Genomic DNA, 24,671 nt, shown 5'->3' with positions numbered 1-24,671 from the left:
CTCACAGCACCCGGAACAGCCCCTGCGCCGTCAGCTGCAGCATGAAGCGGTGGGTGTTCGCCGCCTCGGGCGCGCCGGGCACCGGCCCGGCGTCGGGGCCGTAGCCCTCGTACTGATAACCGGCGTACAGGCGGACCCGACGACGGTTGCGAAAGCTGTAGCCGAACACGTCCGAGAACAGCGCCGCGCTGACCACGTGCACCTGCGTGCCCGCCGTCGCCACGTCCTGGCGCACGTGATCGTACTTCGCCATGAGCCCGACCCACGGCTGATACGCGTACGCGCTGGCCCACGCGCCGATGACATCGCTGACCAGATCGGGCCGCACGTTGAAGCCGAAGGCCCGCACATACTCGATCCCCGCGAAGGCCCACGGACTCTGGAAGGTCAGCGCCGCGCCGGCCCGGTGATTGCGACCCGGCGACCCGGCGACCGGCACCCCGTACGACCCGTCGCGGTACATCCCGTGCACCGCCAGCGCGATCGGCCCGCGCGCGTGCCGGGTCCGCCACGGTCGCACGGTGGCGATGAGCGTCGTGTTCTTGCCCTGGTTCAGCTCGAGCTGGGCCCGACCCTCACCGTTCGTGAAGCTCGCGTCGACGTCGAAGCGACCCTTCCACCCGCTCAGCGTCAGCGTCGCCCCGAGGTCGGCGCGGTCGAACATCACCACGCGGTCTGAGGCCAGCGGGTCCGCGCCGCGGGTGTCGTAGCCCTTCTCGAGCTGCTCGATCCACCGCTCCGGCACCTGACCGAAGCGGGCGCCGATGTCGATCGGCCCGAGGTGCACCGCCGCGTGCCCGTACGCCTGCGCCAGGCGCAAGATCAGCGAGTTGCCGTCGACACCGATCAGGCTCTGCGGACCCGCCGAGCGCACCGCCTCCACCCGCAGCGCCACCCCCGTGTCGACCCGCCAGTGCGGCCGCCACCACAGCTGCGTCCCCAACTCGCCACGGTCCAGCGCGAACTCCGAGAGCTTGCGCCCACCCGCCAGCGCGCTGTGGCGAAAGCCCGTGAACACCTCGCTGTCGAGCGTCATGCACACGTCCTTCCCCTTCGGGTCGAGGTTGCAGTACGGCGCCGACGGCCACTGGTTCTGCAGCACCTCGCCCGGGTCGAGCAGCAGCTCGCGCCGGGCCGCCCGCCGCAGCGCCGCCCGCTCGCCCACCGTCAACCCCGGCTCACTCGCCGTCGTCACCGTCGCCCGCGCCAACCGGCCTCGCTGTCGTCGCCCCGGGCCCGTCGTCGTCGTCGTCGCCGCCACCGGGCCTCCGCGTCGTCGTCGTCGCCCCGGGGCCGCCGCCCCCGTCGTCGTCGCCGCCGGAGCCGACTTGGCGCGTCGTCGTCGCCGCCGTCGTCGCCACCGCTGGCGAGCTCGGAGCCGCCACGGTCTCCGTCACCGCCGACCCCGACCCCGGGATACCCACGGGCACGCCCGGGGCCTGGAGGGTCACAGCGAGGGCCAGCGCGATCGTCATGCCTCACGCCCCGCGTCAGCCTCGCGGCGAGTACCCGAGCGCGGGCCCGTCCGCCGCGATCGCGGCGACGAAGCGCTCGTAGTCCGCCGCGAGCACCGGCGCGTAGTCGCCGACGAACGCCACCGTCTCCGCCACGAACCCCTCGGGCTCGCTCGCCAGCGCCGCCGCGATCGCCGGCAGCCCGGGCTCGCCGCTCTGCCGGGCCGCCCGCGCGTGACTGCGGGCCAGCAGATGACCCGAGCGCTCCGCCAGCACCTCGAGGTCCGCGGCCGTGAAGTCGCCCTCGTCCAGCTTCTCCGCGAGCTTCGCCAGGTCCACCCCGCGCTGGAACTTGCTGCGGTCGCGCACCCGATAGCTCGCCCCGCCGAGGTTCGCGTACCCCAGCAGCGGGTCGTCGGTGGCCGTCGTCTGCAGCGCCCGCTGCATCGCCACCACCCGCGCCCCGTTGTCCGCGAAGGGCCGGCTCGGCAAGCGCTGCAGCCCCGGCAGCGGCGGCGGATCGTAGACCCGCTTGATCTCCAGCAGCACGTCGTCGTCCAGCGCCGGCGTCGGCCCCTCGAGCAGCACGTAGAAGCGCGGCGCCGCGAAGCTCGCCACCCCCGCCCCCAGCCGCCGCGAGGTCCCCTTGATCGTCATCGCCGGCGCCGACATCACGTCCGCGTCGTGCAACGTCGCCGGCCACGCCGAGATCAGCCGCGCAACATCTTGCAGCTCCGCCGCGCTCGCCACCGCCACCGCGTCGCGCGCCACCGGCATCGCGTACTCGCCGACCTCCCACGCCACCGGCGGCTCGACATCCCCGAAGAACATCTCGCGCCGCTCGCCCAGCACCCGCGTGTAGTCGTCCAACTCCTCGCGCGCCGCCCCGTCCTCCGCCGCCTTGCGCAGCGTGTAGTTCAAGATCTCGCCGTGGTCCTCGCCCGCGGCCATCGCCGTGTCCGCCGCCCGCCCCTGCGCCATCGCCCCGACCTCGGCCACGTAGCCCCGCGCCGCCGCCTCGGCCATCGCCAGCGGCTCGCCCGCATCCAGCTCCACCGCCGCCACATAAAACCCGAGCGCCAGCCGCCGCACGTCGAAGTGGTAGGGCCCGTAGGTCGCCGCGTCGAAGTCGTTGAAGTCGATCACGAGCGTCCCGTCCGCCCCGCGAAAGCTGCCGATGTTCTCCGGGTGCGGGTCACCCACCAGCGCCACGTCGGCCGTCTCCGCCGTCGCGTAGCGGCTCGCGCCACGGCCCGCACCGCCGCCCTCCGCCAGGTCGCGGGCGAACTGCGGCATCGTCCCGCGAAAGAACGGGTACAAGCTCATGCTCATCCGGGCGAACTTCGCCTGCGCCTGCGCCATATCGGTGTCGAGGAACACCTGATTGTCGAGCACCAGCGTGGTCTGCAGCCACGCCGCCCGCGCGTCAGGCGGGGCATCACAGGCCGCGAGCAGGCCCCCGAGAGCCAGGCTGACCAGTGACGCCGCGCGAAACACCTCGCAACCCTACCGGCGCAGGGTGACAGTCACGTTACCGCTCGCCGACCACCTCGCGACGCTCTCTCAACGATACGGATCTTCCGCCCCGCGACCCAGGGCCAGCTCCAGCCGCTCTAGCTCCTCCACCATCGCCGTCAGCCGCGCCTGGGTCGCCGCCACCTCGTCCACCGGGAAGGCCTCGAGCGCCCGCGCCCGGACCGTCGTCCGCACCACGCGATGCAGCCCCGCGTGCAGGTCACGAAACCCACCGTCCGTGTAACCCACCCCCTCCAGCCGGACCCGGTCATCTTCCACGACCCCCGCCAGCTGCTCCAGCCACACGCACGCCGCCGACCACGCCCTGGCTACCGCCACCCGGTAACGAAAGTCGCGGACAAAGCCCAGCGGCGCGTCCGGGTCGGTGATCAACACGACGGCGATCGCCCGCACGCTCTCGACCAGCGCGACCCGACCGACAAAGTTCCGCTCGAGCAGCAGCGCCAGCCCCGGGCTCACATCCGCCGGCCGCGACCACGTCCGCGGCGCCACCGGCAGACGATCCTTCGCCGCCGCCAGCCGGACCTGCCCACGCAGCCACAGCGCCACGCGAAGACCCAGATACCCGAGCAAACATGCCGTGAAGATCCAGGACACTGCGACCCCACCATCGCACGCAGCACGCCCCTCCACCAGCCCCCCAGCGCGACCCAGCACAGCCCCGGACCCCCGGTTCATTGGCCACTGTGGCCGTTGTCGGTTGTGCCCGCCTTGATGATCTCAAACGGCTGCACAGCCCGGGCCCCCGGTTTCACCAGTTACTGCGCGCAGGTATAGTCCCGCGCCGATGCCCCCGCGAAACCAGACCTTCCTGCAAGCGTGCCGCGGCGAACGACCCGCGCGCACACCGATCTGGCTCATGCGCCAGGCCGGCCGCTACATGCCGGAGTACCGGGCCATCCGGGCCAAGGTCAGCTTCACCGAGCTGTGCCGCAGCCCCGACCTCTGCGCCGAGGTCACCCTCCAGCCGGTCGACTACCTCGGCGTCGACGCGGCCATCCTCTTCTCCGACATCCTCGTCGTCTTCGACGCCCTCGGCATCGACGTCCGCTTCGAGCCCTCGCCCGTGATCGCTACCCCGGTGCGCACCGCCGCCGACGTCAACGCCCTGCAGTGGGGCGACCCCCACACCGAGCTCAGCTACGTCTACAACGCCGTGCGCGCCTGCAAGCGCGCCCTCGCCGACCGCGTCCCCCTCATCGGCTTCTGCGGCGCCCCCTTCACCACCCTCAGCTACCTCGTCGAGGGCCAGACCAGCCGCGAGTTCGAACACATCAAGGGCATGATCTTCTCCGCCCCCGCCGTGTTCGCCGGACTCATGGAGAACATGACCACCCTCCTCTGCGAGTACCTCCGCGGTCAGGTCCTCGCCGGCGTCGACGCCCTCCAGGTGTTCGACAGCTGGGCCGGCGCCCTCGCCCCCGCCGACTACCGCGAACACGTCCTCCCCCACCTCGCCCGCCTCGTCGACTTCACCCGCAACCTCGGCGTCCCCCTCATCCTGTTCGTCCGCGGCAACGCCAACCTCCTCGCCCTCGCCGCCGAGCTCCCCGCCGAGGTCATCGGCGTCGACTGGTCGATCGACATGGACCAGGCCGTCGCCATCACCGGCCCCAACCGCGTGGTCCAGGGCAACCTCGACCCCATGCTCCTCCTCGGCCCCGCCGCCCTCGTCGAACGCAAGGCCCGCGAGGTCGTCGCCGCCGCCCGCCACGCCAAGGCCCACATCTTCAACCTCGGCCACGGCATCTCCCGCCACACCGACCCCGCCCTCGCCCGCCACCTCGTCGAGGTCGTCCACAGCGCATGACGCCCGCCACCTCGCGCGCCCGCCTCCTCGCCCTCGTCGCGCTCGCGACGATCGTCGCCGGCGCCTGCCAAACCACCCCGCACAAGCCCGGCCCCACGCAAGCCCCCGAGCCACCCGCGCCCCTCCCGGACCCCGTCCACGCCCCCGTCAACCGCGAACCCGGCGAGCTCCTCGAGGCCACCGTCCCGCTCGTCGACGGCGCCGGCCTCCCGCTCGACGAACTCCGCGGCCGCGTCGTCGTCCTCGAGCTCAGCGCCACCTGGGCCGACCGCTGGTCCGAGTCCTTCGCCTTCTACAACCGCCTCGTCCAGCTCCACACCCCCGAGCGCCTCGCCGTCGTCGTCATCGCCATGGACAGCGAGCGCGCGACCCTGAGCCCCGAACCCGGCCTGCGCACCCGCGGCTTCGACCTCGGATGGGACCCGCAGGGCGCGCTCGCGGCCCGCCTGCAGGTCGCCGCGCTCCCGACAGTCGTCGTCCTCGACCGCGCTGGCCACATCGTCTTCGTCCAGGGCGGCTCACCCCCCGGCGCCACCCAAGCGATCGAGGACGGCATCCGCCAGGCCCTCGCCGCCCCCTGAAACCAGGCCCCGAAGCCCAGCCCTTGTCGGCTGCCGACGCCGGGAGCATCCTCGGGACCCCGCGCCACCCCATGCTCGTCGAACGCCTCGCTGCGCTCACCGCTGACCCGACCTTGCAGGCCTTGATCGTCCTGCTGGTCTCCTTCTTCGTCGCCTTCCTCGTCGAGGTCCTGTTCCGCGGCGTCCTCCAGATCTTCGTCCAGAACACGAAGACCCACCTCGACGACGTCATCGTCGCCAACCTGCGGCGACCGATCTTCCTGAGCGTCGTCTTCACCGGCCTCGACATCGCCGTCGACCTGCTCGGGCCCGGCAGCTGGCTCGACTTCGTCGTCACCGCATGCCTCGTCAGCGTCGCCATCCTCCTGTGGATCGGCGCCCTGATCCGCATCTCCGGGGCCGTCCTGCACCACCTCTGCGAGCGCCCCGACGCCAGAGGCGTCCTCCAGGCGCGCACCCTCCCGCTGTTCGACATGCTGGCCAAGATCCTGCTGGCCAGCGCCGGCATCTACATGATCATGGTCGCCTGGCAGCTCGACCTCACCGGCTGGCTCGCCTCCGCCGGCATCGTCGGCATCGCCGTCGGCTTCGCCGCCAAGGACTCGCTCGCCAACCTCTTCGCCGGCATCTTCATCATCGCCGACGCCCCCTACAAGCTCGGCGACTTCATCATGTTCGAGGACGGCCTGCGCGGCCGGGTCACCGAGATCGGCCTGCGCGCCACCCGGATCCTCACCCGCGACGACATCGAGATCAACATCCCCAACCAGATCATCGGCAACTCGCGCGTCGTCAACGAGTCCGCCGGCCCGCACGAGAAGGAGCGCGTCCTCATCAACGTCTCCGTCGCCTACGGCTCCGACGTCGACGTCGTCCGCAACGTCCTCCTCGAGTGCCCCAAGGGTCAACGCTGGGTCTGCGAGGAGCCGCGCCCGCACGTCCTGTTCCGCCTGTTCGGCGGCTCCGGCCTCGAGTTCTCCCTCTGCGTGTGGATCCAGCAGCCCGCCCACAAGGAGGATGTCATCGACAACCTCAACACCCGCATCTACAAGGCCTTCGCATCCGCCAACATCGAGATCCCCTTCTCCAAGCACGACCTGTACATCAAGGACATGCCCGCCCAGCTGCTCGCAACCCTCAGCGACGCGCAGCCCGCCGCCACGACCCCGCACCTCGGCCCGTCGCCCGCGAGCACCACCCCCCAAGCCGCCGCCACCCAGGTCGCCCACGTCCTCGCCCAGACCGGCCCCTCCCTGATCGGCCCGCCCCGCCGCTACGGCGCCAACACCCCCGGCTGACAACCGCTATCCTCCCGCGCCCATGCCCGCCGACGCCAACACCCGGCCCGCGCGCGAGAAGCTCTGGACCGTCGCCGAGCTGCTGCAGTGGACCTGCGACCGCTTCACCCGCGAGGGCCTCGACGAGCCCCGCACCGACGCCCTCCACCTGCTCTCCCAGGCCCTCGGCTGCGAGCGCATGCAGATCTACCTCCGCTTCGATCAGCAGGTCGACGAGCCCGCCCGCGCCACCCTCCGCGACCTCATCCGCCGTCGCCTCGCCCGCGAACCCGTCGCCTACATCGCCGGCAAGCGGGGCTTCCACGCCCTCGGCCTCGACCTCCACGTCGACCCCCGCGTCCTCATCCCCCGCCCCGAGACCGAACACCTCGTCGACTGGCTCCTCAGCGGCCTCCCCTTCGCCCAGAGCCCCGTGCACGTCCTCGACGTCGGCACCGGCTCCGGCGCCATCGCCCTCGCCGTCAAGCACAACCGCCGCGACGTCCACGTCGTCGCCTGCGACCACTCCGACGATGCCCTCGCCGTCGCCCGCGACAACGCCACCCGCCTCGGCCTCGAGCTCGAGCTGCTCCGCTCGGATCTGCTCGCCAGCGTCCCGCGCCCCGAGGCCGGCTTCGACGCCATCGCCGCCAACCTCCCCTACATCCCCACCGCCGACATCGCCGGCTTGCAGCCCGAGGTCGTCCGCTTCGAGCCTCACCTCGCCCTCGACGGCGGCCCCGACGGCCTCGACCTCGTCCGCCGCCTGATCCACGACGCGCCGCCCCTCCTCGCCCCCGGCGCTCACCTCTACCTCGAGATCGGCGTCGGTCAGGCCGAGGCCACCCGCGCAGCCCTCGCACAGCGCGGCTTCATCGACATCGCCACCCGCCGCGACCTCGCCGGCATCGAGCGGATCGTCGCCGGCACCTGGCCCTGACGCGCTCCGCCGGGCCAGTCGACCCGCCCAAACCCGTGAAAATCGCGGCCCCGCCGCCATCGGTTATGCTGGCCGCGAATGCCTCGCCCTCGACCCCGGCGCCGCGCCAGCCGCCTCGCGTTCGGCCTCGCTCTCGGCCTGGTCGCCACGCAGGCCGCCTGTCTCGGTCCGGGCACCAACCGCATCGTCCGCACCGCGGTCCCGGCCGGCATCGAGGAGACCCTGCGCGCCCTCAACGACCCCGAGAACCAGGAGCTCATGCGGCGCCTGGTCAACGACCCGGAGCTGCGCCAGGCCGCCCACGACTTCACGGCCGCGATCACCGGCGGCGCCCTCGACGGCCTCACCGAGGAGGCCCGCCACCAGAAGATCCGCGAGCTCAGCGAGGCCTACATCCGCACCGTCTCCACCGCCCTCTCGCGGGCCCTGGGCGAGGAGATATCGCCAGCCGCCACGCGCGCGGTCGAGGCGATCGTCGGCGGCGCGATCGCCTCGGCCGTCAGCCCCGAGAACAAGCGCCTCACCAGCAGCTTCGTCGACGGCGTCATCCGCACCGGCATGACGGCGCTCACCCAGTCGACCGCCCGCGGCCTGCGCGACGACCTCGGCCCGGCCCTCCACAAGGTGATCGCCGAGGACCTGAGCCCCGCGCTCAAGAAGATGATCGCCGAGGACCTCGGCCCCGCCCTCGGCCACGCGATCCGCGACGACATCAAGCCCGCCGTGCACGACCTCCTCGGCGCCCAGACCAACCAGGCGATCGGCGGCCTCGTCCGCCAGATCACCAAGGACGCCGTCCTCGGCGCCAACGACGGCATGAGCGAGCTCGGCATCTCGCTCGCCCCCAAGGACGGCCTCAGCCTGTTCAACTGGTTGACCATCATCCTCAGCCTCGTCGTCGCCATCCTCCTGATCTGGCTCGGGCGAACGATCTACGACCGTCGCAGCCTCGAGAAGGAGCGCGCCCGCAGCGAGCACATGCTGCTCAGCGTCCTGCAGACGATCCAGCACAACGACACCGACGACCCCGCGCGCCCGCCCGACCTCGACAGCCTCATCGCCCGCGCCCGCCAGAACGCCATGCCGGACCCCGCCCAGGACGCGTGGCTCAGCGGCATCGTCGCCCGCGCCCGCATCGCCCCCCGGGCTCCCACCGCCGCGAAGCCAGTCGCGGCTCCGCCGAGGTCCTGAGCGCGTCCTGCGCGACAAACAGCCCGCGCTCGACCGCGACGAACCCTCGCCAGATCGCATGCGCCACTTCACCGACCCTGTGATCGGTGAGGCTCACCACCCGCGTTCGCGATCCGACACTCCTCCCCACGCCCAGCAATCTCGGTGACCCCGCTCGCACGATCTGCGAGCCCACAAAAATCCGCAGCCAAACCGCTGGCGACCACTCGCATCGCGTGACAGGCCATCGCCGCTGTCATGCCGATCACCGATCGCACCGCACCGCGCGGCCTCCTCACCCGCCTGCAGGGCCTCCCCGGCGACGACGAGCTCAGCTCGGTGCTCGCCAACCTGCGCCTCCTCTTCAACACCCGCCCCGGTGACAGCCCGGCCGCCCCCGACTTCGGCGTCCCCGACCTCGCCGATCTGCTGCACCAATTCCCCGCCGCCAGCACCGCCCTGCAGCACGGCCTGCGCGCCGCGATCGCCCGCCACGAGCCGCGCCTGCGCGGCGTCCAGGTCCGCTCCGGCGGCCCGCACAGCCTCGAGATCGACGCCCAGCTCGCCGGCGTCCCCCTGCGCCTGCGCGCCCTCCTCACCCCCAGCGGCCGCATCGACCTCGGCTAGCAAAAAAATATGAACCACCTCGACCTCTACAAGCGCGAGCTCCAGCACTTCCGCGGCGCCGCCCGCAGCTTCGCCGACCTCCACCCCGGCCTCGCCGGCACGCTCGCGACCGACGACCCCGACCTTGAGCGCCTGATCGAGGCCCACGCCTTCCTCACCGCCGGCGTGCACGCCCGCCTCGACGCCGCCGCCCCGGCCTTCATCGACGCCCTCGGCGACCTGCTCCTCCCGCAGATCCTCCGCGCCATCCCGGCCGCCACGATCGTCGAGTTCACGCCCAACCTCAGCGCTCTGCGCACACGCCAGCGGATCGCCCGTCATCGCCCGCTGCTCGCCCGCCCCGTCGACGGCGCCGTCTGCCGCTTCCGCACCTGCTTCGAGCTCGACCTCTACCCGCTCGAGCTCATCGACGCGACCCTCGACGACCGCCTCGCCGCCCGCCCGCAGATCCGCCTCACCCTGCGCACCCGCGACGCCTGTCGCGGCGTCTTCGCCGAGCTCGAGCGCCTCCGCCTCTACCTCCACCACAGCCTCCCCGCCCAGCCCGCCACCCTCATGCAGTGGTTCTGCCGCCACTGCGACGGCCTCGCCCTCGTCGTCGACGACCGCGAGCTCGCCCGCCTCCCCGCCACCGCGATCGACCCCGTCGGCCTGCGCGGCGACCCGCCCGTCTACCCCTGGCCCGACACCGCGCCGCCCGCCCACCGCCTCCTGCTCGAGCGCTTCACCCTCCCCGAGCGCGCCCACTTCCTCGACATCCTCGGCCTCCACACCGTCGCCCCGGCCACCACGGAGCTCACCCTCGTCTTCTCCTTCGACCGCCCGCCGCCCCTCCCCGCGGCGATCGACGCCAGCAGCTTTCGCCTCCACTGCACCCCCTGCCGTCAACCTCTTCGACACCACCGCCGCCCCGCTCGCGCACACCCCCCTCACCCGCGAGCACCTCCTGCGCCCCGACGACCACGACCCGCGCCACGCCGAGGTCCACGCCGTCACCCGCGTCGTCGGCAACGACCGCGCCCGCGGTCAGCGTCGCGTCTACAGCCCCCTCCACGACCTGTCCTTCGAGCCAGGTGCGCCGCGCTACGCCCTGCGCCGCGTCGCCGCCGTCGACGGCGGCGTCGACACCTACCTGCTCCCGCGCGACGCCCCGAACCACCCCACCCTCCCCGACGAGCTGCTCAGCGTCGACCTCGTGTGCAGCAACCGCGACCTCCCGCTGCAGCTCGGCGTCGGCGACCTCCACGGCGCCCCGCCCGGCGCCCTGTTCCGCGGCTACCAGAACCTCACCCCGATCACGCCGCCGATCCGCGCCCCGCTCGGCGACGACGCCCAGTGGCACCTGCTCGCCCACCTCGGCCTCGCCGCCCGCGGCCTGCACGAGCCCGCCGCCCTGCGCGACCTGCTCGCCCTGCACAACGCCCCGGCCCGCCTGCACACCCCCCTCGGCCGCAGCAACGCCCGCCAGATCGACGCCGTCCGCGGCATCGAGCGCGACCTCGTCACCCGCGTCCACCGCGGCGCCCCCGTGCGAACGATCCGCAGCAAGGTCGCCCTCGACGAGGCCGGCTTCGCCAGCAGCGGCCACGCCTTCCTGTTCACCGCCCTCCTCGACCAGCTCCTCGCCGGCGCCGCCCCCTTCCTCACCGCCAGCGAGCTCCACGCCGTCCTCCACCCCTCCGCCGCCGAGCTCCGCTGGCCGCCCCACCTCGCCGCCTAGAACCCCCGCATGCCCACCCCCGCCCGCTGGCTCGCCGAGCTGCAAGCCCACCCCACCCGCCACAGCCTCCTCGCCGCCTTCGACCTCCTCACCCGCCTGAACCACCTGTCCCAAAGTACAGCCACAAACAACCTGTCCCTTCGACCAACCACCGACCACCTGTCCCTTCGACCACCCCCAGACCCCCCGATCCGCTTCACCCACAGCGCCTCGCTCGGCCTCCCCCTCGGCGAGCTGCAGGCCGTCGCCAGCGACCCCACGGGCCCCGCCCGCCAGCTCGTCACCACCGCGATCGCCGGCCCGCTCGGCCACGACACCCCGCTCCCGCTCGCCCTCGCCGACGCGCTCGACCGCCCGCTCCCGCACGCCCTACTGGACCGCTTCCACCACCGCCGCACCTTGCTCCTCTGCCACGGCCTGCTCGCCGCCGACCTCGCCGCCAACCTCGACGGTCACGACCCATGGTCGCGGCGGATCGTCGCGCTGATCGGCCTCGGCAGACACGAGCCAGCGAGCGCGCTGCGCCTCGCCCCGATCTTCGCCGCCACCGCCCGCTCCCCGCGGGCCCTGACCGTCGCCCTCCGCCGCCTCCTCCCCGAGCTCGGCCCCAACCTTCACCTCCGCGTCGAACCCCTCCCCGAGCGCCCCACCCCGCTCACCAACGATCAACACACACGACTCGGCGCCGCCACGGCGCGCCTCGGCGACACCGCCGCTCTCGGCCTCGGCGTCCTCCTCCCCGGCACAGCCGCCCGCCTCGTCCTCGGCCCCGTGCCCGCCGCCGCGCGAACAACCCTCGACCCCGCCAGCCCGACACACGCCCGCCTCTGCGAGCTCCTCACTGCCTTCATCCCCGAGCCCCTCGCGCTCGAGCTCCACCTCGAACTCGAGGACATGTCCCTTCCGCCAGCCCGACTCGGCCAGCGCGCGCTCGGCCGCGACCTCTGGCTGCGCCGCTCCGCCCACGCCACCGCCCCCGTCCGCGTCCAGCTCCCGCTCACCCCCGCGAGGACCCCATGCCCCAACCCTGCCACCAGATCCGCGTCCACGACCGCCGCAGCGGCGTGACCAGCGAGCACCGCTTCACCGCCACCTGCGTCCGCATCGGCCGCGACCCCGCCTGCGAGCTCCAGCTCGCCGACCCCTTCGTCTCGGCCCAGCACGCCCTGCTCGAGGCCGATGAACAGGGAGTCCGCCTGCGCGACCTCGGCGGCACCAACGGCCTGCGCGTCGCCGGTCGCCGCCTCAGCCCGCACACCGCCGTCCCCTTCGACGCCCGCCTGCGCGTCAGCCTCGGCCCCTTCGACCTCGACATCGTCCACACCCAAGGCCGCGACCGTCGCGTCGCCCACGGCGCCCTCGACGACATCGGCCCCGACAAGCTCGACCAGCTCCACGCCCGACTCCGCCAGCTCCGCGCCCTCCACACCCCCTTCGTCGCCGCCCGCCAGGCCTTCGAGGCCGCCCTCGCCGACGCCCTCCACACCACCGACGACCCCGCCAGCGCTCGCCGCCTGCTCAGCGAATTCCCGCCCGAGGACCACGCCCACCTGGTCCTCCCCGACCTCAGCACCCCGCGCCCCACGCCCCACGCCCCACCACAGAACCTGTCCCAAGGACCAGCCACCAACAACCTGGCCCAAGGACCAGCTTACACGCCCCGGCCGCCCGACCCCGAGCCTCCAAACCTGTACCAAAGACCAGCCGACACAAGCCCGGCGCAAGCCCCTGCCCTGCCTCAAAACCTGTCCCAAAGACCAGCCTCCACGCCCCCCGGCCTCCAGCTGATCGCCGCCGCCGCCCGCGACCTGCTCCCGCTCGCCCGCCCGCCCGCCAGCCTCGACGAGGCCCGCCGCTTCCTCGCTCGCCTGGTCGACACCACCCGCGACCTCGCCACCGGCCTCACCGCCCTCCAGCACCTGCGCCGCCTGCAGATCTCGGAGCTCGGCCTCAGCGCCACCGCCGACATCAACCCGCTGCTCGGCATCACCAGCGCCGACGAGCTCCTCGCCGAACTCCTCGCCCACCCCGAGCGCCACGCCGAACTCCACCCCGAACGCCGCGCCGAACTCCACCCCGAGCGCCACGCCGAGCTCCTCGACTGCTTCGCCGTCCTCACCGCCCACGCCCGCGCCCACACCACCGCGGCCCTCGCCGCCGCCCGCCACCTCGCCGCCGAGCTCGCCCCGCCCGTCGTCATCCGCCACGCCGCGCCCGGCCTGCTCCGCACCCGCGCCCGCTGGCGCAGCTACCTCGACCGCCACGCCGCCTGCCTCGGCGACCAGCACAGCCCCGGCAGCCTGCGCACCAGCTTCCGCGCCGCCTACCTCGCCGAGCTCGACACCCACATCCCACCCGCCTGACCCGCCCCTGCAACACCCGGCGAGCTCTGGCCGACCTCAACACGCCCCACCATGCACCGCCCCGCCCCCCTCCTCCTCGCCCTCGCCGCCTGTCACCCGGCCCCCGCGCACGACCTGCCGATCTGCCCGGTGCTCGTGACCGCCGCCCGCGCGACCGAGGCCGACAGCCGGGTCCTCCCGCCTGACCTGTGGTTCGCCCTGCTCGCCCCCGGCTTCGAGCGCAGCACCGGCACCCCCGCCAGCGACCCCCGCGACTGCAGCCAGCGCCCGCTCCTCGCAGCCGACGAGCCCACCCTCCCGGCCCGCTCCCGCACCCCCGACGACCTGTCCTTCGGGACATCCAGCGACGGCGCCCTGCTCGTCTGGGCCCGCCTCGTCGACTACCCCGACGGCAGCGCCCGCGGCCCCGTCGTCCTCGCCCGCTGGGTCGCCCAGGGCCTCGAGATCCGCGGCGTCGGCAGCCTCCGCGCCCCCGCCCGCCGCGTCCGCCTCCACCTCGAGCGCCTCGCCGACGGCCACCCCCTCCTCATCGCCGAGGGCGAGTCCTGTCCGTCATCAACCACCTGGCCTTCAGGACAGGCCACCTCCTGCGCCCGCGAGGCCGTCCTGCTCCCGCTCGTCGACCAGCGCTTCCTCGCCGCCGACATCATCGAGGGTCGCGAGCCGCCCCGCCCCGCCCGCCTGCGCCTCGACGATCGCCGCGAGCTCCCGCGCCCCGGCGGCGGCGTCCGCCGCATCGAGGTCCGCCGCCGCATCGACCTCCGCGCCGCACCCGCCTTGCACGCCGCGATCCGCATCCGCGATTGCTCCCCCGCCGCCGCCTGCGACGACCACCTCACCCTCGTCGACGCCCGCCCGCTCGAGCTCTCCGGCCTCACCTTCGTCACCGCCGAGGACCCCTGGCAACAGCTCCTCGCCCAGCAAACAACGCCCTGATTGTAGGCAGGACCAGGCAATGAAATTAACGCGATTCACATCACCAAAACTACATTCGCAAGCCCCATTGCCAGCGCCGGCTCTCCTTCGCTATGTTGCGAATCGATCGCAGCCTCACGATGAGGTAACGGCGCACAGGGACGTGCGGCGACGATCTCCCCCAATACCCTTCGGGGTCGGACGCACCTCCCCCGCTCACGCAGCCCTCGCCATGATGGTGTGGCTGGTGAGCGGGGTAGGCTTTTTGTTCGCCGCCTGCCGCCACGCGCCGCCCCTGGCGACATCCGCGAAGCGCAGCGCGGTGCAGCTGCTCATCCAGGCCGGCCCCACCACCAACCCTGGTGACGACGGCCAGCCCTGGCCCACCACGCTCACGCTCTACCAGCTGCGCGGCGACCCCGACGCCAGCGAGCGCGAGCCCATCGACGCCCTCGCCGTGCTCACCCGCGGCGACGCTGCCTTCGGCGACCTCCTCCTCGACAAGCGCGAGTTCACCGCCTTCCCCGACACACGCGCCCGCGTCGTCCTCCCCCTCGGCCCCGAGACGACCCACCTCGTCGCCGTCGCCCACTTCCGCGAACCACTCGGCGACGCCGCCCTCCTCCGCTACCCCGTCCCGAGCACCCCGGACGCCTGCCTCTACCTTGGCCTCGAACGCAGCGAGCTCGACGGCGGCGAATTCCCGCCCCCCGGCTTCGACCCCGCCGCCTTCGCCACCACCTGCCCGCCACCCGCCGCCCTCACCCCACCTGTCCCCGAGGCCAGCCCAAGACCATCTGTCCCCAAGACCAGCCCCACCACCGCTCACTCCGCACCTGTCCCCAAGGCCAGCCCCACCACCGCTCCCAAGCCACCTGTCCCCAAGGCCAGCCCCACCACCGCTCCGGTCCCCGCCGCCCTCCCGCGGAGCCAACCATGAGCCGCCCCGTGTGGACCGAGGGCACCCTGCTCTGCCCCCAGCACATGCAGCAGCAGGACCGCTACCACGAGCAGCAGCTGGCAGCGCGCCTCGCCGTCGTCACCCCGCACGCGTGGGGCGTGCTGGCCCTGCGCTTCGACCTCGCCGCCCTGCAAGCCGGCCAGCTCGCGCTCACGCACCTGCGCGCCGTGCTGCCCGACGGCGCCGCCCTCGACCTCGACGACACCAGCCCGCAGCGCCCCGCGAACCGCCCGGTCGCCCCGCACTTCCCCGCCGGCATCACCCGCGTCCCGGTCTACGTCGCCGCCGCCAGCCTGCGCCCCGGCGCCGCCAACAGCGCCCGCGAACCCGACCAGCACCGCTTCCGCACCGTCACCCGCGCCATCTTCGATCTCACCCTCACCCGCAGCGCCCGCGACATCGACCTCGACGAGCTCCACATCACCCTCAAGCTCGGCGACGAGCCCCGCGACGACCAGGTCTCGCTCCAGCTCGCCGAGCTGGTTCGCGACAGCAGCGGCGGCTTCAGCCTCGACGAGAGCTACATCCCACCGATCGCCTGCCTCGCCGCCGCCCCCAACCTGCGCGGCGAACTCCAGGCCCTCTGCGCCCTCGTCGCGACCCGCCAACGCAGCCTCGCCGACGACCGCCGCCGCCAGCACGAGCTCCCCCGCGCCCTGCTCTTCCACAGCCTCTGCGGCGCCCTCCCGCTCCTGCGCCACCTCGCCGACGCCCCCGAGTGCGCCCCCCACCCGCTCTACCGCGACCTCCTGCGCCTGCTCGGCGAGCTGCGCAGCTTCGCCGCCGCCGACCCGCCACCTCCTCCGCCCTACTGCTTCACCGACCTCCGCGCCAGCCTCGGCCCGCTGCTCACCGAGCTGCGCCAGCGAGTCCTCGACACCCTGCCCGACCGCTGTCTCCGCGTCCCGCTCGAGCCCCGCCCCGACGGCCTGTGGATCGGCGAGCTCCGCGACGATCGCCTGCAACGCTGCACCAGCTTCATCCTCGCCGTCGAGACCGACGCCGACCCGCAGCTGCTGGCCAGCGAGCTCCCCGCCCTCACGCGCATCGCCGCCTGGCGACGGATCCACCTCATCGTCCGCCAGAACGTCCTCGGCGCGCCGATCCGCCACACCACGCACCCGCCCGCCCTGCTCCCCGTCCTCCCGCAACACAGCTACTTCACCATCACCGCCGACGACCCGTCGTGGCTCGAGGTCCTGCGCGAGCGCAACGTCGCCGTCTACCTCCCGCGCCCCTACGACCCCGACCACGCCCGCATCTCCCTCCTGGCGATCCCCACCCCGGAGCCCTGACCGGCCATGCAAGACCTCCGCGCCGCCGCGGCCTGGCTCGACCGCCGCTCTGCCCCCTGCTTCCACCACGCCCTGCTGCTCCAGCGCAGCGAGGCCCGCCCCTGCAGCGACCCCGCCGCCGACCCGATCCTCACGTCCGTCCTCGCCGCCCTCGCCGAGCTCCGACTCGACGACGACGCCCGCACCCTCGGCCTCCGCAGCGAACACATCGCCGCCGTCCGCTCCGCCCTCGCCGCCCTCCTCGACGAGTCCGCCGCCCAGACCCCCGGCAGCGAGCCCTGGCGCGACCACCTCTTCTCCCGCGTCGGCCTCCCCCGCAGCGCCAACGTCGGCCACGAATTCTTCGTCGAGCTCGAGCGCCGCCTGTCCCTCCCCACGCCCGACCCGGCCGACCTCGCCGTCCTCCAGATCCACGCCCTCTGCCTGTTCCTCGGCCTCCGCGGCCGCTACGGCGCCCGCATCGACGCCCCCGAGGCCGAGCTCGAGCACCAGCTCCGCCGCCTCCAACTCAAGCTGCGCCCCCTCCTCACACCCCGCCCTCCGCCTCCATCCGTCCCCGCCCCACCGCGACTCCCCGCCCCGCTCCCCCGCAGCACCCTCCGCGCCGCCGCCCTCCTCGTGATCTTCACCCTCGCCCTCCTCGCCGGCCTGCGCACCAACCTCGAGCACCACGCCGAGACCCTCCGCGACCACCTCGCCGCCCTCCCATGACCTGTCCCAAGGGACAGCCCATCTGCGATGACACACCTGTCCCCAGGGACAGCCCATCCGCGCTGACGCACCTGTCCCCAGGGACAGCCACGCTACGCCGACACACCTGTCCCCAGGGACAGCCACGCCCACCCTGTCCCCGCACGAGCACCCATGCACCGCCTCCGCGCCCTCGCCCCCTGGCTGCTCGCCCTCCTCGCCCTCGCCTGGGCGCTCGCGCCACATGTCTCTCGGGACAGCCTCCTCGCCCTCGCCCCCTGGCTGCTCGCCCTCCTCGCCCTCGCTCTGATCGTCGCCCTCTCCCTCCGCTGGCGCCGCCGCCCTCGCCTCCCGCGCCCGACCCCACCACCCGACCACCGCCACCTCCTCGCCCGAGCCCTCCGCACGGCTCGCAGCGCCCGCCCGACCCAGATCTGGCTGTGCCTCGGCCTCCCGGGCCACGGCAAGACCACCCTCCTCGCCGCCGCCGGCCCGCACCAGCGCCTCGCCGATCTCCCGCAGCTCCACCTCCTCGACACCACCCGCGAGCTCCTCGTCGAGCACCCCGGCGGCGCCTGCGAGCTCCCGCTCCAGCTCGCCCGCCCGCGCCAACCACTCGACGCCGTCCTCCTCGTCCTCCGCCTCCCCGACCTCCTCACCGCCAACCTCACCGCCCTCGCAACCACCCTGCGCTCCCAGCTCGCCACCCTCGCCCCGCTCGCCGTCGAGGTCCCGCTGATCGTCGTGTGCACCCACCTCGACCGCCTCGCCGGCCACCGCGAGCTCGTCGCCGACGACCGCAGCCCCTGGGGCTTCGAGCTCCGCCACGCGAACGAGCTCGCCGACCACCTGCGCGCCTGGTCGACCTGGGTCAGCGCCGAGCGCCTCACTCGCATCGCCAACAATCCCGACCCCTCCAGCCGCGCCCGCCTCCACACCCTCGGCGCCGAATTCTCCCGCGCCTGCGATCGCCTGCTCGCCCTCTGCGAGCTCCTCCTCCCCACAACCCCCAGCGTCCACCTGCGCGCCGTCCACTTCACCGCCCTGAAGCCCACCACGCACCCACCGACGGACGCCCTCCTCACCACGCACCCGCCCACCGCGCACCCGCCCGCCGACGCCCTCCTCACCGACCTCGCCGCCGCCCTCCACCTCCGGCTCCGCCCACAACCCACCCCGCACGCCACCGCCACGCTCACCGACCCCGCGCCGATCTTCACCGCCGTCCGCCGCCTCGCCCGCGAGGCCACCCGCACCCCGCCGATCGTCCGCGCCGCAGCCCGCCGCCGGCACCTCCTCGCCGCCGGCCTCACCCTCGTCACCGCCACCCTCGCCCTCGCCGCCCGCGACGCCGCCCGCAGCACCCACGATCGCCTGCAGTCCGTCGCCGACCTCACCGCCACCCTCGCCACGCCCGACCCGATCGCCCCGCTGCTCACCCTCCGCCGCGAGCTCGAGCTCTGGCCCGCCACCGCGACCGCCCGCGACCCCTTCACGCCCGCCCTCCACCCCGCCCTCCGCGACGCCTTCCGCCGCCTCGTCCACGCCCGCCTGCTCGCCCCGATCGTCCGCGACCTCGAGCTCGCCCTGCCCACCCACGCCAGCCACGACCAGCTCCGCGCCTACCTCCTCCTCACCACCGCCGAACCTGTCCCCGGAGACATGTCCCTCGCGCCCGGTCCCTTCGACCCTGTCCAAAAAGACTGGCTCCTCGCCGAGCTCCCCCGCCTCGCCTCCACCCCAGACCCCACGACAACCTCGGCCGCGCCCGACCCCGCCAACACCTTCGCCACCCACGCCCCCGACCTCGCCCTCCTCCTCACCACCTTCTTCACCCACGCCACCCCCGACGACCTCCGCTTCCCCCGCGACCACGCCGCCGTCGAACGCGCCCGCGCCCGCCTGCGCGCCGACGACGACGACGACACCCTGGTCCAGGCCGCCCTCACCGCCGTCGACGCCACCTGCGAGCCCCTCACCCTCCCCGCCCTCACCCACGCCCGCCGCCTCGTCAGCGCCCGCGCGCTCCCCTGCAGCTTCACCCGCGACGCCTGGCCCCGCGTCCACGCGCAGCTGCTCCGCGCCGCCGAACACCGCGACGCCTGGGTGCTCGCCCGCCCCGCCTCCCCCAAGCAAGCGGCGCACACCGACCACGAGCGCCTCACTCGCCTGCGCGGCCGCTACGAGGCCCTCTACATCGCCGCCTGGACCGACTTCCTCGCCGGCCTCCGCGTCCGTCGCCCCGCCGACCAGGACGACGCCGCCCGCCTGCTCGCCGAGCTCACCAGCGACGAGCGCCCGCTCACCCGCATCTTCACCGCCCTCGAGCACCACACCCGCGGCCTCGCCCAACCACAACTCGATCGCGCCGTGCTCACCCACCTCCTGCAGGGCAGCGACCACCCCGCCCTCAGCGCGGCGATCGTCCGCGCCTTCGCCCCACTGCTCTCCTTCGCGATCGGCACCCAGGGCCGCCAGTCCGGCCTCGACCGCTACCACGCCCGCCTCGCCGAACTACAGCTCGCCCTCGACGCCGCCCGCCGCGACCCCGCCGAGCTCCCCGCCCTCCAGACCCAACTCGCCATCGCCCTCGCCGACACCCACGCCCTCCTCCAGCACGCCGACCTGCGCCGCTTCCGTCCGCTCCTGCAAACCCTCCTGCTCCCCCCGCTCGACGCCCTCCAGGCCGCCCTCCGCGACCGCGGCAAGCTCGCCCTCAGCGCGGCCTACTGCGCCGAGATCGACGCCCCACTGCGCCACCTCGTCGCCCGCTACCCCTTCACCCGCAGCGCCCGCGACGAGCTGGGCCTCGCCGAGTTCACCGCCTTCTTCCACCCCGACACCGGCACCCTCCGCCGCTTCCGCGACGCCCAGCTCGCGCCCCTGCTCGAGATCCACGGCGACGAGTTCTCCGCCCGGCCCACGCCCCACAACGACGACCACCCGATCTCCCCCGCGGTGCTCACCCTCCTGGCCCGCGCCGCCCGCCTCGGCGCCCTCGCCTTCCCCACCGGCGAGCTCGGCCTCGACCTCGACCTCGACCTCCACTGCAACGCCGACATCGGCCGCGTCACCCTCTCGATCGACGGCGCCACCCACAGCTACAGCTGCGGCCCCGACCACCACACCCGCATGCGCTGGCCCGGCCCCACCAGGACCCCCGGCGCCACCCTCGAGCTCCTCGGTCGCGACGGCCGCCGCGAGACCATCCCCGGCAACGGCCCCTGGGGCCTGTGGCGCCTGCTCGAGAAGGACGGCCTGGTCCTCCCCCCGCGCGACCATACCAGCCCCCGCCTGGTGTTCCGCTTCGACCTCCACGCCAGCCGCCTCGGCGCCCTCGACCTCGCCGTCACCGCACCGCGCACCCGCAACGCCACCCTCCTGTTCGGCGACCCCACCCACGACCCCGACCCACCGCTGCTCGCCCCCCTCCGCGACCCCGCCATCACCACCCCTCCCACGTCCCTCTTCACCGGCCTCCCCGCCTGCAACGACCTGACCCCCTGACCTCGCCGCAACACCCGCCCGCACCGCACCGACCTCTGCTCAGGCAACGCCATCGCCACCTGTCCCTCACGACCTGTCCCTTCCACCCTGTCCCTCACGACCTGTGCCTTCCGCCCTGTCCCAAACGCCATCCCGCCCCGCCGTCGACGCCGCCATCGCCGAGCTCGACCGCCGCCTCGCGCGCGTCCTCGACGCCCTGCTCCACCACCCGGCCCTGCAGCGCCTCGAGGCCCTGTGGCGCGCCCTACATCGCCTCGTCGTCCCGTTGCACCCGCACGACAACATCCGCGTCGACATCCTCCCCCTCCGCCGACACGAGCTCCAGCACGACCTCTGCGCCCGCGAGCTCGCCCACGCCGGCCTCCACCACCACGTCCACGACATCGCCTACGCCAGCCACGGCGGCCGCCCCTACGGCCTCGTCTGCGCCGCCTTCGAGTTCGGCCCCGACGCTGACGACCTCGCCCTGCTCCACCGCGCCGCAGCCCTCGCCGCCCTCGCCCACGCGCCCTTCCTCGCCGACGCCGCCCCCGCCCTGCTCGGCCTCCACGACCTCACCCTGCTCCCGCAGATCCACGACCTCGCGGCCGCCCAATCCGGCCCCCGCTTCGCCGCCTGGCACGCCCTCCGCGCCAGCCCCGACGCCCGCCACCTCGCCCTCTGCCTCCCCCGCTTCCTCCTCCGCCCCCCGCACGACAGCGACCGCCAGCCCGCCACCCTCCGCCACCGCGAGATCGTCGACCACCCCGAACACCGCCTGTGGGGCCCCGCCTGCATCCTCGTGGCCATGCGCGCCGCCGCGGCCTTCGCCGAGCAGCGCTGGTGCCTCGGCCTCGTCGGCACCCGCCACGGCCCCGCCCTCCTCCAGCTCGCCCACCCCGCCACCGCCCACACCCTCGAGCTCCTCCTGCCACCCCGCTGCGAGCGCGCCCTCGCCGACGCCGGCCTCATCGCCCTCACCGTCGACCGCGCGACCGACCGCGCGATCGTCCGCGAGGCGCCCACCCTCCACCGCAGCGACGATCTCGCCGCCCAGCTCCCCTACCTCCTGCTCGTCGGCCGCCTCGCCCACTACCTCCAACGCGTCCAGCGCGAACGCGTCGGCCGCTGGGACGACCACGCCGCCCTCCTCCGCGAGCTCGAGCTGTGGCTGCGCCAGCTGGTCGCCGACATCGACGATCCCCCGCTCGAGGTCCGCGCCCGCAAACCCCTCCGCAGCGCCTCCATCACCCTCACACCGCTCGCCGACCAACCCGGCTGGCACCGCTGCCACCTCCGCGTCGTCCCCCACCTCACCCACCTCGGCCGCCCCCTCACCCTCGAGCTGAGCTCCCGCCTCGACCTCGGCCACCGCTGAGACCACCTGTCCCTCCGGACAGCCACACCTATCCCTCCGGACAGCCCACCGCGCCACACCTGTCCCTCCAGACAGTCACCACCCGCACCCCACCTGTCCCTCCGGACAGCCACAACACCTGTCCCTCCGGACAGCCCACATGGAGCCCGCATGCCCGACCACGCCGCCACGCCCCGCGGCCTCCTGCCCGAGGTCCGCTACACCTTCACCGCCCGCGACCACAACGTCGCCTGGCGAGTCCGCCGCGTCGCCCTGCGCGAGGCCCTCTCCGAGCTCTACGAGCTGCGCATCGAGCTCGTCAGCGACGACCCCGAGCTCGACCCCGAGGCCCTGCTCGGCGCCGACGCCTGCCTCACCCTCGCCCGCGACGACCACCCCGCCCGCGACCTCCTCGGCCTCATCCTCCGCGTCGAACAGCTGTCCCGCCGCGGCGATCGCCAGCGCCTCCGCCTCACCGTCGGCCCGGCCCTGGCCCTCCTCGGCCACCAGGTCGACACCCGCGCCTTCCAGCACCAGAACGTCCCGCAGATCGTCGAGGCTGTCCTCGAGGACAGCCTCGCCGCCCTCGGCCGCAGCCTCCGCCAGGACCTCGACCCCGCCGCCTACCCCGCCCGCGAGTACTGCGTCCAGTACCGCGAGAGCCACCTCGACTTCGTCCGCCGCCTCCTCCACGACGAGGGCATCGGCTTCCGCTTCGCCCACCTGGGCGAGACCGAGACCCTCGTCCTCTTCGACGACAACGCCCGCTGCCCCGCCCGCGAACCCGTCCGCTTCCTCCCCCGCGACACCACCGTCGCCGCCGACGAGTCCGTCGACCAGCTCGGACGCTCCCGCCACCTCACCGTCACCGGCGTCACCCAGCGCGACTGGGTCCCGCTCGCCGCCGCCTGGGCCCCCTTCACCCACACCCGCTGCGCCCGCGACGACCGCAACCGCGAGCGAATCCTCTACACCCACGACGACCACCGCAGCGACGCCGACGACGCCGGCACCCGCGCCCGCCGCAGCCTCGAACAACACACCCTCACCCGCGACCACTGCACCGGCAGCGGCGACCTCGTCGACTTCAGCCCCGGCCTCCGCTTCGCCCTCCACGGCCACCCGGAGCCCGCCCGCGACCGCAGCTACCTGCTCCTCCGCGTCGAACACCACGGCGAGGTCGTCGACGCCGAGCGCCTCGGCTCCGACCCCACCGCCCCCCGCTACCACAACCGCTTCACCTGCGTCCCCGAGGAGGTCCCGTTCCGCCCCCCGCCGGACCCACACCTGCAGCGCCCGCGGGTCCACGGCCCGCACACCGCGATCGTCATCGGCCCCGAAGGCGAGGAGATCCACACCGACGAGCACGGACGGATCCAGCTCCGCTTCCACTGGGACCGCGACAGCCCCCCCGATGACCGCGCCTCGTGCTGGGTCCGCGTCGCCCAGACCTGGGCCGGCGCCGGCTGGGGCGCCCTCTTCCTCCCCCGCGTCGGCATGGAGGTCCTGGTCCACTTCATCGACGGCGACCCCGACCGCCCGCTCGTCGTCGGCTGCGTCTACAACTCCCTCAACACCCCCCCCGTCGCCCTCCCCGACGACAAGACCTGCAGCGTCCTCGCCTCCGAATCCAGCCCCGGCGGCGGCCTCGCCAACCAGATCCACCTCGAGGACGGCCGCGGCCGCGAGTCCCTCACCCTCCGCACCCGCCGCGACCTCCACACGATCGCCGGCCACGACCACAGCGTCCGCGTCGCCCACGACCTCACCGCCCAGATCGGCCAGAACCACACCACCTTCGTCGGCGCCAACCAGATCACCGCCGTCACCGCCAACGCCGACCTCACCGTCAGCGACGGCGACCTGCGCACCACCGTCCTCGCCGGCACCCACACCCTCGACATCCACGGCGACCAACACACCGTCGTCCGCGCCGGCAACCATCACGTCGACGTCGAGTGCGGCGGCCACCACACCCACGCCCAGCAGATGCTCGAGCTCGTCTCCCACGCCGCCAACATCCACCTCCAGGCCCACGGCCCCATCTACGCCGAGTCCCAGGCCGACGAGCTCATCCTCGACGCCCAGAAGGAGCTCCGCGCCCGCTCGCGCAGCGCCGCGATCGTCCTCGACGCCGCGACCCGCCTCAAGCTCAAGACCGCCGCGCAGGACATCACCGTCCACGCCCACACCGACCTCCACCTCGCCGCCACCACCGGCGACCTGCTCGCCAGCGCCAACAACAACCTCGCCCTCCACGCCGAGAGCAACGCCCAGCTCACCGCCGACAAGATCTCGATCGTCGCCAACGACACCCTCGAGCTCCGCGTCGGCGGCACCTCGATCGTCCTCAAGCCCGGATCCATCGAGATCAAGTCCCCCGTGATCACCAGCACCGCCACCGGCGAACACACCATCTCCGGCGCCCTCATCCGCCTCAACTAAGGCCCACGCACCCGCGCGCCGCCACGAATCACCACCATGCCCCA

At 73.8% G+C, this 24,671-nt stretch carries 18 protein-coding genes and 2 pseudogenes; 16 read left to right on the top strand and 4 right to left on the bottom strand.

Translation table 11 applies throughout. The features are described 5' to 3' along the window. Position 1: 1 nt before the first annotated feature. The 4 genes from IPJ59_RS08210 to IPJ59_RS08195 form a co-directional block, all read right to left on the bottom strand. The gene (locus tag IPJ59_RS08210) at positions 2 to 1,195 is read right to left on the bottom strand and encodes a hypothetical protein (RefSeq protein WP_293270681.1); all 1,194 of its coding nucleotides are present in this window, start codon (positions 1,193 to 1,195) and stop codon (positions 2 to 4) included. Continuing rightward, on the bottom strand, positions 1,179 to 1,475 hold the full coding sequence (locus tag IPJ59_RS08205; protein ID WP_293270680.1) for a hypothetical protein: 297 nt from the start codon (positions 1,473 to 1,475) through the stop codon (positions 1,179 to 1,181). The genes IPJ59_RS08210 and IPJ59_RS08205 overlap by 17 nt, the downstream gene beginning before the upstream one ends. Positions 1,476 to 1,490: 15 nt before the next feature. Next, positions 1,491 to 2,951: a DUF2252 family protein gene (locus IPJ59_RS08200; protein WP_293270679.1), complete on the bottom strand. Its 1,461-nt coding sequence runs from the start codon at positions 2,949 to 2,951 to the stop codon at positions 1,491 to 1,493. Positions 2,952 to 3,017: 66 nt separating this feature from the next. Continuing rightward, positions 3,018 to 3,587 (bottom strand): hypothetical protein, encoded by a 570-nt coding sequence (locus IPJ59_RS08195; protein WP_293259558.1) that lies wholly within the window; start codon positions 3,585 to 3,587, stop codon positions 3,018 to 3,020. A 190-nt stretch (positions 3,588 to 3,777) separates the two neighbouring features. On the opposite strand from IPJ59_RS08195, the gene hemE reads away from it, so the two are divergent. The 16 genes and pseudogenes from hemE to IPJ59_RS08115 all read left to right on the top strand — a co-directional run bounded on the left by hemE (position 3,778) and on the right by IPJ59_RS08115 (position 24,627). Continuing rightward, positions 3,778 to 4,800 (top strand): uroporphyrinogen decarboxylase, encoded by a 1,023-nt coding sequence (hemE, locus tag IPJ59_RS08190; RefSeq protein WP_293259561.1) that lies wholly within the window; start codon positions 3,778 to 3,780, stop codon positions 4,798 to 4,800. After that, positions 4,797 to 5,381, top strand: coding sequence for a TlpA family protein disulfide reductase (locus tag IPJ59_RS08185; RefSeq protein WP_293259564.1), 585 nt, complete (start codon positions 4,797 to 4,799; stop codon positions 5,379 to 5,381). The genes hemE and IPJ59_RS08185 overlap by 4 nt, the downstream gene beginning before the upstream one ends. A 23-nt stretch (positions 5,382 to 5,404) precedes the next feature. After that, positions 5,405 to 6,679 (top strand): mechanosensitive ion channel family protein, encoded by a 1,275-nt coding sequence (locus tag IPJ59_RS08180; RefSeq protein ID WP_293259567.1) that lies wholly within the window; start codon positions 5,405 to 5,407, stop codon positions 6,677 to 6,679. A gap of 22 nt (positions 6,680 to 6,701) precedes the next feature. Beyond that, a complete protein-coding gene (gene prmC / locus IPJ59_RS08175; protein ID WP_293270678.1) occupies positions 6,702 to 7,598 on the top strand; it encodes a peptide chain release factor N(5)-glutamine methyltransferase in 897 nt (298 codons plus the stop codon). A gap of 78 nt (positions 7,599 to 7,676) precedes the next feature. Beyond that, a complete protein-coding gene (locus tag IPJ59_RS08170; RefSeq protein WP_293270677.1) occupies positions 7,677 to 8,789 on the top strand; it encodes a hypothetical protein in 1,113 nt (370 codons plus the stop codon). 615 nt (positions 8,790 to 9,404) lie between these two features. Then, positions 9,405 to 10,214: pseudogene (locus tag IPJ59_RS37650) on the top strand (type VI secretion system baseplate subunit TssF); the annotation flags it as partial. A gap of 121 nt (positions 10,215 to 10,335) precedes the next feature. Further along, positions 10,336 to 11,115 (top strand): annotated as a pseudogene (locus IPJ59_RS08160) (type VI secretion system baseplate subunit TssF); the annotation flags it as partial. 9 nt (positions 11,116 to 11,124) lie between these two features. Continuing rightward, positions 11,125 to 12,183: a type VI secretion system baseplate subunit TssG gene (locus IPJ59_RS08155; RefSeq protein WP_293270675.1), complete on the top strand. Its 1,059-nt coding sequence runs from the start codon at positions 11,125 to 11,127 to the stop codon at positions 12,181 to 12,183. Then, complete coding sequence (locus IPJ59_RS08150) at positions 12,132 to 13,478, top strand: FHA domain-containing protein (protein WP_293270673.1); 1,347 nt, start codon at positions 12,132 to 12,134, stop codon at positions 13,476 to 13,478. The genes IPJ59_RS08155 and IPJ59_RS08150 overlap by 52 nt, the downstream gene beginning before the upstream one ends. Positions 13,479 to 13,529: 51 nt before the next feature. Further along, positions 13,530 to 14,414 (top strand): hypothetical protein, encoded by an 885-nt coding sequence (locus IPJ59_RS08145; protein ID WP_293270672.1) that lies wholly within the window; start codon positions 13,530 to 13,532, stop codon positions 14,412 to 14,414. Positions 14,415 to 14,640: 226 nt separating this feature from the next. Then, a complete protein-coding gene (gene tssJ, locus IPJ59_RS08140) occupies positions 14,641 to 15,333 on the top strand; it encodes a type VI secretion system lipoprotein TssJ (protein ID WP_293270670.1) in 693 nt (230 codons plus the stop codon). After that, the gene (tssK, locus tag IPJ59_RS08135) at positions 15,330 to 16,649 is read left to right on the top strand and encodes a type VI secretion system baseplate subunit TssK (protein WP_293270668.1); all 1,320 of its coding nucleotides are present in this window, start codon (positions 15,330 to 15,332) and stop codon (positions 16,647 to 16,649) included. Before tssJ ends, tssK begins: the two co-directional genes overlap by 4 nt. Positions 16,650 to 16,655: 6 nt before the next feature. After that, positions 16,656 to 17,360 (top strand): DotU family type IV/VI secretion system protein, encoded by a 705-nt coding sequence (locus IPJ59_RS08130; RefSeq protein ID WP_293270666.1) that lies wholly within the window; start codon positions 16,656 to 16,658, stop codon positions 17,358 to 17,360. Positions 17,361 to 17,513: 153 nt separating this feature from the next. Further along, entirely contained in the window at positions 17,514 to 20,846 is a 3,333-nt protein-coding gene (locus tag IPJ59_RS08125; protein ID WP_293270665.1) for an ImcF-related family protein, read from the top strand. A 103-nt stretch (positions 20,847 to 20,949) separates the two neighbouring features. Continuing rightward, positions 20,950 to 22,203, top strand: a complete 1,254-nt coding sequence (gene tssC, locus IPJ59_RS08120; RefSeq protein ID WP_293270663.1) for a type VI secretion system contractile sheath large subunit — start codon at positions 20,950 to 20,952, stop codon at positions 22,201 to 22,203. A gap of 150 nt (positions 22,204 to 22,353) precedes the next feature. Next, on the top strand, positions 22,354 to 24,627 hold the full coding sequence (locus IPJ59_RS08115) for a type VI secretion system Vgr family protein (RefSeq protein WP_293270661.1): 2,274 nt from the start codon (positions 22,354 to 22,356) through the stop codon (positions 24,625 to 24,627). Positions 24,628 to 24,671: the final 44 nt, after the last annotated feature.

Origin of the sequence: Nannocystis sp. (assembly GCF_016714285.1) — a bacterium.
Taxonomy (GTDB): Bacteria; Myxococcota_A; Polyangia; order Nannocystales; family Nannocystaceae; genus Nannocystis.
Note: the sequence above shows the minus strand (reverse complement) of the source record. Positions and strands in the feature narration are given on the sequence as shown.

Bases quoted from the DNA above. Each gene is read 5' to 3' on its own strand.
- IPJ59_RS08205 (WP_293270680.1), bottom strand. From the start codon at position 1,475: ATGACGATCGCGCTGGCCCTCGCTGTGACCCTCCAGGCCCCGGGCGTG.
- hemE (WP_293259561.1), top strand. From the start codon at position 3,778: ATGCCCCCGCGAAACCAGACCTTCCTGCAAGCGTGCCGCGGCGAACGA.
- IPJ59_RS08185 (WP_293259564.1), top strand. From the start codon at position 4,797: ATGACGCCCGCCACCTCGCGCGCCCGCCTCCTCGCCCTCGTCGCGCTC.
- prmC (WP_293270678.1), top strand. From the start codon at position 6,702: ATGCCCGCCGACGCCAACACCCGGCCCGCGCGCGAGAAGCTCTGGACC.
- IPJ59_RS08170 (WP_293270677.1), top strand. From the start codon at position 7,677: ATGCCTCGCCCTCGACCCCGGCGCCGCGCCAGCCGCCTCGCGTTCGGC.
- IPJ59_RS08155 (WP_293270675.1), top strand. From the start codon at position 11,125: ATGCCCACCCCCGCCCGCTGGCTCGCCGAGCTGCAAGCCCACCCCACC.
- IPJ59_RS08150 (WP_293270673.1), top strand. From the start codon at position 12,132: ATGCCCCAACCCTGCCACCAGATCCGCGTCCACGACCGCCGCAGCGGC.
- IPJ59_RS08145 (WP_293270672.1), top strand. From the start codon at position 13,530: ATGCACCGCCCCGCCCCCCTCCTCCTCGCCCTCGCCGCCTGTCACCCG.
- tssK (WP_293270668.1), top strand. From the start codon at position 15,330: ATGAGCCGCCCCGTGTGGACCGAGGGCACCCTGCTCTGCCCCCAGCAC.
- IPJ59_RS08130 (WP_293270666.1), top strand. From the start codon at position 16,656: ATGCAAGACCTCCGCGCCGCCGCGGCCTGGCTCGACCGCCGCTCTGCC.
- IPJ59_RS08125 (WP_293270665.1), top strand. From the start codon at position 17,514: ATGCACCGCCTCCGCGCCCTCGCCCCCTGGCTGCTCGCCCTCCTCGCC.
- IPJ59_RS08115 (WP_293270661.1), top strand. From the start codon at position 22,354: ATGCCCGACCACGCCGCCACGCCCCGCGGCCTCCTGCCCGAGGTCCGC.